The following is a 1,122-nucleotide window of genomic DNA, read 5'->3' on the forward strand; positions in this document are numbered from 1 at the left end:
TAGGCATCCCTTTTTTTTCATGGTTAAAAATTTTCATAGCAAGCTCACGTCTTTTCCTTTTGATAAGTGATTGTTCAGCGTTACGTAAATGCGCTACCATTTCCATCTTTATAAATTCATTTTGGATCATGGCTAACGAACCATCGATATGTGCTTGAAGATCTGCAGTATCTTTCAGGTTTTCTTTTTTTTGAATTTCATCTAATAGCTCTTTAAGGTATTTAAAACGATTTTCTACGTTTTCAAAAGTTTCTAAACTTACAGCTTTATCTTGTATCGATGCAAATTGTAAACGCTCCGAAATAGCTTTACCCATTTGATCAAAAGACCCAGAAATTTTGTTTTCTTCCTCTAATACCTTTTGATATGATTCCTTTGAAAGCTTATCACTCTTATAGAGCGATTTCGGCTCTTTGAGAAAAAAACTAGAAAAGTCTATTTTTTTAGATCCAGTTTTCTGATTCTTTGTTATAGCTTGGTGGGCTTTTTCTGTTTGTGAAAGTTGTTCTTTTTCCAACACAAGCTGTTTTTTTAAGAGCTCTATAATTTCTCCTTTTTTTAAAAGCTGAAGGATTTCCGAATATTCTGCTGATAGAGCAGGTTGTGGCGGTGAAGCAGGTTGTGGCGGTGGAGCAGATGATTGCAATTTTGAACATTTTTCTAGGATTCCAGAGCTGTCTTTTCCATACATTCTCTTTTCAAATTCTGCAGCTGCCACTGCTAGAACATTGCATGCAGCTAATGGATCTGTGTCTACATGTGTTTTAGAAAAATCCAATGCATGTGCCAAATTGATCATTCCTAAAAGGGTGATCGTTCCTGTTATAATAAATCGCTTTTTCATATATTTGCTCGCTTGATTTCGGCAGGGATTGTTTTATTAATAGGCACACGGTTTCTATCATTTGGCTGTTTTAGCTTTGGTGCTAATGCACAAGCCGATAAAAGGTTTGCCATCAAAATTACAAGAATGACCGACTTCATTTTAATACGACTCTTTTTACTGTTATATGCATCCTGATATTTATTTTCATTATTATAATTTTGACACTAAAGTAAAGTGTATAGTTTGCGATAATTTATCTTTTCCTAATTTCATGTTTTAATTTATGAAAATAGCTC

2 protein-coding genes are annotated in these 1,122 nt (G+C 33.8%); both read right to left on the bottom strand.

All coding sequences use genetic code 11. The features are described 5' to 3' along the window. Positions 1-844 (bottom strand): type IV secretion system protein (locus ACFIKU_RS09770; protein ID WP_375657389.1); only part of this gene is annotated, 844 nt, incomplete at its 3' end. Beyond that, entirely contained in the window at positions 841-984 is a 144-nt protein-coding gene (locus ACFIKU_RS09775) for a TrwH protein (protein WP_375657390.1), read from the bottom strand. The genes ACFIKU_RS09770 and ACFIKU_RS09775, both read right to left, overlap by 4 nt. Positions 985-1,122: the final 138 nt, after the last annotated feature.

This window comes from Bartonella sp. CM120XJJH, from assembly GCF_042194715.1.
In the GTDB taxonomy this organism is placed as follows: domain Bacteria; phylum Pseudomonadota; class Alphaproteobacteria; order Rhizobiales; family Rhizobiaceae; genus Bartonella.

Coding starts and splice junctions, on each gene's coding strand:
- ACFIKU_RS09775 (WP_375657390.1), bottom strand. CDS start 984: ATGAAGTCGGTCATTCTTGTAATTTTGATGGCAAACCTTTTATCGGCT.